General features: G+C 50.0%; 10 protein-coding genes, 1 tRNA gene and 1 pseudogene. 11 read left to right on the top strand and 1 reads right to left on the bottom strand.

All coding sequences use genetic code 11. From position 1 onward, the window contains the following. Positions 1–263 precede the first annotated feature (263 nt). Both ABYP33_RS16470 and ABYP33_RS16465 read left to right on the top strand, forming a co-directional pair. Positions 264–518, top strand: a complete 255-nt coding sequence (locus ABYP33_RS16470) for an Arm DNA-binding domain-containing protein (RefSeq protein ID WP_373092241.1) — start codon at positions 264–266, stop codon at positions 516–518. Further along, complete coding sequence (locus ABYP33_RS16465; RefSeq protein ID WP_373092240.1) at positions 502–1,209, top strand: hypothetical protein; 708 nt, start codon at positions 502–504, stop codon at positions 1,207–1,209. The genes ABYP33_RS16470 and ABYP33_RS16465 overlap by 17 nt, the downstream gene beginning before the upstream one ends. Positions 1,210–1,530: 321 nt before the next feature. Here the strand turns inward: ABYP33_RS16465 and ABYP33_RS16460 are convergent. Further along, a tRNA-Ser gene (locus ABYP33_RS16460) sits at positions 1,531–1,620 on the bottom strand. A gap of 354 nt (positions 1,621–1,974) precedes the next feature. Between ABYP33_RS16460 and ABYP33_RS16455 the strand changes: the two genes are divergently transcribed. The 9 genes and pseudogenes from ABYP33_RS16455 to ABYP33_RS16415 form a co-directional block, all read left to right on the top strand. Continuing rightward, the gene (locus ABYP33_RS16455) at positions 1,975–2,391 is read left to right on the top strand and encodes a hypothetical protein (RefSeq protein ID WP_373092239.1); all 417 of its coding nucleotides are present in this window, start codon (positions 1,975–1,977) and stop codon (positions 2,389–2,391) included. Positions 2,392–2,638: 247 nt separating this feature from the next. Then, entirely contained in the window at positions 2,639–3,289 is a 651-nt protein-coding gene (locus ABYP33_RS16450; protein WP_373092238.1) for an MBL fold metallo-hydrolase, read from the top strand. Between the two features lie 62 nt (positions 3,290–3,351). Beyond that, positions 3,352–3,846: a cyclic pyranopterin monophosphate synthase MoaC gene (moaC, locus tag ABYP33_RS16445; RefSeq protein ID WP_373092237.1), complete on the top strand. Its 495-nt coding sequence runs from the start codon at positions 3,352–3,354 to the stop codon at positions 3,844–3,846. After that, complete coding sequence (locus tag ABYP33_RS16440; RefSeq protein ID WP_373092236.1) at positions 3,843–4,103, top strand: MoaD/ThiS family protein; 261 nt, start codon at positions 3,843–3,845, stop codon at positions 4,101–4,103. Before moaC ends, ABYP33_RS16440 begins: the two co-directional genes overlap by 4 nt. A gap of 1 nt (position 4,104) precedes the next feature. Then, a complete protein-coding gene (gene moaE / locus ABYP33_RS16435; RefSeq protein WP_373092235.1) occupies positions 4,105–4,566 on the top strand; it encodes a molybdopterin synthase catalytic subunit MoaE in 462 nt (153 codons plus the stop codon). 130 nt (positions 4,567–4,696) lie between these two features. Beyond that, a complete protein-coding gene (locus ABYP33_RS16430; protein WP_373092234.1) occupies positions 4,697–5,173 on the top strand; it encodes a flavin reductase family protein in 477 nt (158 codons plus the stop codon). Positions 5,174–5,196: 23 nt separating this feature from the next. Beyond that, positions 5,197–5,778, top strand: a complete 582-nt coding sequence (locus tag ABYP33_RS16425) for an NUDIX hydrolase (protein ID WP_373092233.1) — start codon at positions 5,197–5,199, stop codon at positions 5,776–5,778. Between the two features lie 130 nt (positions 5,779–5,908). After that, positions 5,909–6,826, top strand: coding sequence for a PhzF family phenazine biosynthesis protein (locus ABYP33_RS16420; protein WP_373092232.1), 918 nt, complete (start codon positions 5,909–5,911; stop codon positions 6,824–6,826). A gap of 67 nt (positions 6,827–6,893) precedes the next feature. After that, positions 6,894–7,385 (top strand): annotated as a pseudogene (locus ABYP33_RS16415) (DNA recombination protein RmuC); the annotation flags it as partial.

The raw sequence follows: 7,385 nt of genomic DNA, 5'->3' as shown, positions 1-7,385 counted from the left end.
GAGTGGGAGTGAAAGTACGTCTTTAAGGGGCTGTCAGTAACCATCGGGAATGTGGTGTAAGCTGATGATTTTACTGAGTTTACGTTTTATTGCTTATCGGTGACTATCACCGGTAAGCAGTAACACTTGGCGGTAAAAGCGACGGTATCGCGAACCCCTCGAATTACGCCCTGACTTCTTTTGGTATCAATAAGTTAGGGACATCATCAGGGCTCCTGACCCTTGACGGTAACAAACCGCAAACACAGGAGAAACCTGATAGGTTGACCGATACAGCACTACGCAAACTCAAGCCCAATGCCGCGCCCTTCAAGGTCTCCGACCGCGATGGCATGTACGTGACGGTGTCGAAAACCGGCACCATCACCTTCCGTTACGACTACCGCCTCAATGGTCGCCGCGACACCCTCAACCTGGGTCGCTACAGGCCCCTAGTCTTGGCGCGGAAACGCCTGCTGGATGCCCGCAATGCTGTGGAGAAAGGCCTAGGAGGAGAAGCTCGTGGAAAAGATCAGTAACCAGAAGCTGCATTTAAACGATATCCCAAATGATGATGCACCGGCGTCGGAACTCCATGAGTTCGCGTTGAGCTTTGATGGTTATGCCGCGTACCCTGATGATTCTAGCGATGACAGATGTGCGGACATTGCCAACCGGCGTGATCATAGTTCGCTGAGTCGAGTTCGCGCTTGTTTGTTTTTTGAGCAGCGGCGCTCTCGTCAATCCGATGCGGAATGGGACCATGAGTATGTACTTCAGTTGTTGGCGGCGATCAGGAAATTTGTGCATGAGGGCCGTTACCGCCTACCCGGTGTAAAGGGAAAGAACGGTGCAACCGCAGCTGATTTAATACGGGAAATTAGCGATTTATGCGAAGCCAATGTCGCTACGATTAGGCGGATTTGTCGTTTTAACGCAAATAGGGAGGTGAGGGAAGAGATCGGGCGAAGGCTGCGGGGTGCTCACAATGTGCTTGGGATGGCTACCGGTAATCGTCGATATGGTTGCCTCTACATAGAGAAGAATTTAGATGACGCGCAGCCAACGGTTGCTGAGCACGCCGTACCAGTATCAGCTTTGGCAAGTCTTTATGAGGCGGGGGTCCCATTCATCGAGCTTGTGTTTTTCCCTGTAGCAAGAATAAGCCGTCTAGCAGACCAGAAGTTAAGCTCGTTTAAGCTTGTAAGTCAGGGCATGACGAGGCGTTAAAATATATTCTCAGCAGGTATGGGGTTGAAGGGGCAGAGATTGTGCTTGAGACTTACGATGGAGTTCCCGTAGAGCCTAAAACGTGGACGCTTGATAATCACCATGAACTCATTAGGCGAACCCCTGAAATTGGTGCCGTGTACGAGGCAGTTTCGGTTTCGGTCAATTAAACGATTGGGGAAGAGGTTGGCGATTCAGTTTGTTAATATTTTAGATGAGAATTTGACGTTGTGGTGTATGAATTTGACGGTTTCGTTGGCGGTCTTGCGGAGGTCTGTATACAAAAAACCCCTGTAAAAACAGGGTTTTAGAGTTTAATAATGGCGGTGAGGGAGGGATTCGAACCCTCGAACAGTTTAACCCGTTACACGCTTTCCAGGCGTGCTCCTTCAGCCACTCGGACACCTCACCAAAATCGTTATTCGCGCTTTTTTAGATGGTTTTATGAGCGTCAGGGTCGCACACCTGCGTGCTCGTTATCGCCCTGGGGGCGATGTCTTTGGCAAGGCCTCTGAGTCAGTCGCTAGGGCACCTCACAAAATCTTTACTTAAAACCATTGTGGGGCGGGTTTTAAGGGCGGCTACTCTAACGAAGTTTCAGCTTAATGGCAATTGCCAATGTGTTTTCATTTTCGTTAATGCTTCTTGGTGGTGCGGCAAGTTATGGTTGCGCCATGTGGGTGCGAACCGCGTAAGAGTTTCACGTTAAGCTGTTGAGTTAGTTGATATTTGTGTTTTGGAACATTTATTGCTGGAGTACGATGAGTGGTTATTGGCTGTATTGTGGCTTGGCAATTAAATATTTTAAGGGATTCTATGGTTTACTCTCCGGAAATGGTGGCGCTCTTGCAACAGTTGCGTTCTCGAATTTTCGCCGAGTTTGGGACGCGAATACGCTTGGCTGATCCGGCGTTGCTCACCACAGTGGGAGACTTGGGGAAAAGAAGCCGTGATCCTTTCACCCGTAAAACAGTGGTAGAAATCATGAAGTTGGCGGGTATTCCGTTTCAAATTGAGCCGGCGCAGTCTGCTGTTGCTCCGCCACGCGATGCGCAATCGGTGGATATGACCTATCGAGGCGCAAAGATTGTAAGGGATAAGACTAGTGGCACTGTATCGGCGGACACACCAGTAAAGCGACAGACTCGTCAAATGTACCGTGGTCAGGTAGTGTACAAATAAGTCGATTTGTAAGTGATTTGCGTTTTTCCTTCCTAAGCAGGCCAGGCTGCGACGCTAACGTGGCCAACCCCCTTGTCGCTGTAATATTGAATCTGGCTAAGCCATCGCCGGTTTCAGTGGTTTACCCGCTTGATCAATAATTGGGTCGCTATTCCTTACATCTATTACCGCATTTAATGTTCAAGCCTATTAACTTGCCGGCTTACTGCTTATCATTGTGGTTTTATACAATGAATTCTGGGGACTTATGACGATAAAGTACTCAATCGTGCCGGTGACGGCGTATCAGCAGAACTGCTCTGTTATGGTTTGTGAAGAAACCGGCAAGGCGGCGATTTTTGATCCGGGTGGTGACATCGATAAAATCGAGGCGGCTATTCGGTCTCTGGAGGGCACTCTAGAGGTTATTTACTTGACGCATGGCCATATGGATCACTGCGCTGCGGCGGATGTCATGCGGAAAAAGTACGGTGTCCAGATTATTGGCCCTCAGAAGGAAGATGCCTTCTGGATAGATAAGCTGCCCGAATGGTGCAAAATGACCGGGTTTCCTCATGCAGACCCATTTACGCCTGACCGCTGGCTCGACGACGAAGACACGGTCAGTTTTGGCAATCAGCAATTACAGGTTAAGTTTTGTCCCGGCCACACTCCTGGCCACGTTGTTTTTTTTCATGAGCAAGCTCGCCTAGCAATTGTCGGCGATGTGTTATTCCAAGGCTCTATCGGTCGTACAGACTTCCCACGCGGTGATTACGACACCCTAATCGCGTCGATACAAACGAAGCTCTGGCCTTTAGGTGATGACGTTACCTTTATACCAGGCCATGGGCCAAGGTCGACTTTTGGCCATGAGCGCGAAACCAACCCCTTTGTCGCCGATGGTAAATTCGCATAAGTTTTGGCGTCAGTAATTATCTTATGTGGCAGTGAAATGTAAATGAGTGCAGTGGTAAACATATGAGCGGTGAATTGACCCATTTTGATCCCCAAGGCAACGCCCAGATGGTGGATGTGACCGATAAGGCCGTTACCCAGCGGGAAGCCCGAGCAGCAGGGGCGGTGATCATGGCGCCGGCAACGCTCGCGCTAATTGCGAGCGGTGGCCATAAAAAAGGCGATGTTTTGGCTGTAGCGAGAATTGCGGGTATTCAAGGTGCCAAGCGTTGCGCAGACCTTATTCCCCTGTGCCATCCACTTATGCTGTCGTCGGTAAAACTTGAATTTGCTTTAGACCATGAGCGCAGCGCGGTAGATATTTTAGCAATATGTAAATTAGCAGGGCAGACTGGGGTCGAGATGGAAGCTTTGACAGCGGTGTCTGTGGCTGCATTGACCATTTATGACATGTGCAAGGCCGTTGATAAGGCGATGCAGGTAACCGACATTCGCCTGTTGGCAAAGTCGGGTGGCCGCTCGGGTGACTGGCTGTTTGAAGAGGCGACTAAACCATGATTTCGGTATTGTTTTTCGCTAAATACCGCGAATTGCTCGGTACTGCCAAAGTTAGTTTGTCTGCGGCTGACATCGATTTAACAACATGTACCGTGGCGGTGCTAAAGGCGTCTTTAGCTGCGCGTGGTGCACTGTGGCGTGAAGTCTTGGCGGCGGAGAACACCCTGTGCGCGGTCAATCAGGATCTGGCTGGAGACGACACCCCAATTAGTATTGGTGACGAAGTCGCGTTCTATCCACCGGTCACAGGGGGTTAATGTGAGTGTGGTCGTTCGTGTTGGCGAAGCTGATTTTGATGTGGGTGCAGAGTGCAGAGCCCTGGCCTCGCACTCGCGCCAGAGCGGGGCGGTTGTGCAGTTCGTCGGCCTGATGCGAGACAGTAATCAGGGCGATGATGTGCTGACCATGGAATTGGAACATTACCCTGGCATGACCGAGCGATGTATTACTGAAATAGTCAGTCGTGCGCAGCAGCGCTGGCCCTTGTTTGCTGTTACCGTCATCCATCGGGTTGGTGTACTTCAGCCCCAGGATCAAATCGTTTTTGTCGGGGTGAGCGCAGCGCATCGTCTGGATGCTTTTCAAGGCTGTGAATTTATTATGGACTATTTAAAGACCGAGGCCCCCTTTTGGAAAAAGGAGTGCACTCTCAATGGTGAGCAGCGTTGGGTAGATGCGCGTCAAGCCGATCAGCAGGCACGTAAGCGTTGGCGAGACTAGCGCGGTTTTCCTAAGCTTTGTCGTCCACTTGGCGTAGCTAGGCCGATGAACAAAGCACGTGGCGCTGTGTATAATGCAGCGCACAAATAAAGTGGCGAAAAGCCATATATAAAAAATGACAGGAAACCTTATGAGTCTCGATCCGCGTGAATTTAGAAATGCCCTTGGCCAATACCCGACCGGCGTATGTGTAATAACGGCTAACCCTGAAGGCTGTAAGCCATTTGGTATGACTGTTAATTCCTTTGCGTCGGTGTCCTTGGACCCGGCCCTGGTACTGTGGAGTCTGCGCAATGACTCAGAGTGTCTCGATGTTTTTAATAAAACCAAGATGTTCACGGTAAATTTTCTGGCCAGAGACCAAGTGGCGCTTTCCAATGCGTATTCTAAAAAGAATGATCACGACCTTGCTCCCGAGCAGTTTCGTATTGGTAAAAGTGGTGCACCGGTTTTGCGCAATTGTTTAGCAAGCTTTGAGTGTGAGACATGGGCACGCTACGATGGCGGCGATCATATCATTGTGGTCGGAAACGTCATTGAGATGGAAACCAAGCCCGGCGCCAAGCCCTTGGTGTTTCACGAGGGAAAATACAGTGAATTGCGCTAAGTAACGAGGAGTGTGGCGGCTTGATGAATTTTTGCAGTAATTGTGGGGCTAAACTAATACAGCAAATACCCGCAGACGATAATCGTCTCCGTCATGTTTGTCCCGATTGCGACGTGATACATTATCTGAACCCCAAAGTTGTTGTGGGTTGCTTGCCCATAGCCGGTGATCAAGTGCTGCTGTGCCGTCGCGCAATTGCGCCGAGAATTGGCTCGTGGACAATTCCTGCTGGCTTCATGGAAAATGGTGAAACCATGCTCGACGGAGCGCTTCGCGAAACCCTTGAAGAAGTCACCGCCAAAGTAAAAGATGAGGCGCTATACCGTTTATTTGATATTCCTCACATCAACCAAGTATATGTGTTTTATAGAGGCAATTTAGACGGCGATTTCGGTGTTGGGCCAGAGAGCCTTGAATCTAAATTATTCAGCGAAGCAGATATACCGTGGTCAGAACTTGCTTTTCCGATTGTCACCGATATGCTGACGGAATATTTTGAAGACCGCAAAACCGGTCAATACCCGATCAGAGTGAGTACCCCAAGTCCGTTGTGGGCTAAACAGGTAGGCTGGAAGCCGAATACAAAGAAAATCGTCGACGAATAAAATAATATACATTTGCTGTTTGGGCTAAAGCATAAATCCGGCTATGGTTAAGATAATACCGCCGCTGTATTTTTGCTGCTTATACGGCACTAAAACAGTACGCTCGTTTCTACCTGTTGAGGACTGCACTATGGATTATGCATTTCATACTGTTGATGTATTTACCCCCACGCCTTTTAGTGGCGCCCAAATTACCGTATTCCCGCAAGCCGAAGGGTTGAGCGCAAGGCAAATGCAGGTCATTGCTAGGGAAATCAACCATCCTGAAACTGTGTTTGTGTTACCCGGCAAAAGCACAGTAAGTGCGGAATTAAAGGTGTTTTCTCCCTTAAGTGAAAGGGCGGTGGGTAGCCATAGCGTTGTTGCGGCGGCCCGCGCCTTGGTGCACAGCAAGGCCTTAGCAACGAGCAAAGAAAATTCAATAATTCAATTCTCCCAGGGTAATAAAGTATTTGATGTGGTGTTGGCTCAGCATGAAGGGCGCTTATTAACCCAGCTATCGATGTCGGTGAGTGCCCAAATTGACCGCTATGTGCCAGACACCAAGGAGCTGCAAGCAGCACTGGGCTTGGGTGTTCAAGATATTGAAACCCTGAAAGCGAAAACCTTGTTTGTGAGTTGCGATTCCTCCTATTTAATTGTACCGCTGCGCTCGCTCGACGCAGTTTACCGGGCGCGATTTAATTTAGAGGCTTGGTCGCGCAGTAGTGCGGGATCGGCGCCCGTAAACGAAGTGCTGGTATATTGCAGCGAAACGGAATCGCTGCAGACAGACTTTCATCTGCGTATACTGGGCGCCCATATCGCGCAGGATGAAAGTCCGCCGGTGGGCGCTGCTATTCCCGCCTTTGTGGCGAGCTTATGCGAAACCCGTGGCTTGGCCGACGGCACCCATGCCTTCTGGCTTGAGCGTGGCCACAAAGCCCAGCGCCAGAGTGTGCTAAAAGTAGAGTTTGTTAAAAAAGCGACGGCGACAATGGTCGTGAGGGTTGGCGGCGATGCGGTACCGGTAGCCAGCGGCACTATGCGCGCCCCTGAAAATGAATAATGAGCCACGTTCATCATAATTGTAATTTGCGGCGTGGCATTGTCGACTAGTTCGGGACCACGTTTACATGGATCAACAATTAATACTTATTATTGCCGGAATCGCGGCAATAGCGCTTTGCCTTGGTTTTGGCGCAGGACTCTTGATTCAGCGTAAAATTGCTGGAGTTCATCTTGCGGCGCGCCAAGCCGAGATAGCGGGTTTGCAACTAAATATAGAGCAGCAAACAAGGCAACTGGCTGAGGCGCAGCACAGTCTAACAACGTGCCGAGAGCAATTGCAGACCAGTCAGCGCGACTTGGCGGTAAATGTTGATCGCGTGGCCCAGCAAGCCGACGCACTGGCGGCGAGTCGTGCCAGCCTGAGTCAATACGAGCAAAGTAGCAGTGAATTAAAAGCGGAGCTTGCCCGCCAGCAGAGCGCCTACCAACATCTGCAATCCGCGACCGCGGAACAGATCGCCTTACTCAGTGACGCCAAAAAGCAATTAACGGATCAATTTGAGCAATTAGCGAACCGTATTTTTGATGAAAAAAGTCAGCGTTTCCAGAGCCACAGT

The sequence above is a fragment of the Zhongshania sp. genome (genome assembly GCF_041584495.1).
Classification (GTDB): domain Bacteria; phylum Pseudomonadota; class Gammaproteobacteria; order Pseudomonadales; family Spongiibacteraceae; genus Spongiibacter.
This window is presented reverse-complemented; position numbering and strand designations above follow the sequence as displayed.

Excerpts from the sequence above, each read along its gene's own strand:
- moaC (WP_373092237.1), top strand. The coding sequence starts at position 3,352 with ATGAGCGGTGAATTGACCCATTTTGATCCCCAAGGCAACGCCCAGATG.
- ABYP33_RS16440 (WP_373092236.1), top strand. The coding sequence starts at position 3,843 with ATGATTTCGGTATTGTTTTTCGCTAAATACCGCGAATTGCTCGGTACT.
- ABYP33_RS16430 (WP_373092234.1), top strand. The coding sequence starts at position 4,697 with ATGAGTCTCGATCCGCGTGAATTTAGAAATGCCCTTGGCCAATACCCG.
- ABYP33_RS16450 (WP_373092238.1), top strand. The coding sequence starts at position 2,639 with ATGACGATAAAGTACTCAATCGTGCCGGTGACGGCGTATCAGCAGAAC.
- ABYP33_RS16425 (WP_373092233.1), top strand. The coding sequence starts at position 5,197 with ATGAATTTTTGCAGTAATTGTGGGGCTAAACTAATACAGCAAATACCC.
- ABYP33_RS16420 (WP_373092232.1), top strand. The coding sequence starts at position 5,909 with ATGGATTATGCATTTCATACTGTTGATGTATTTACCCCCACGCCTTTT.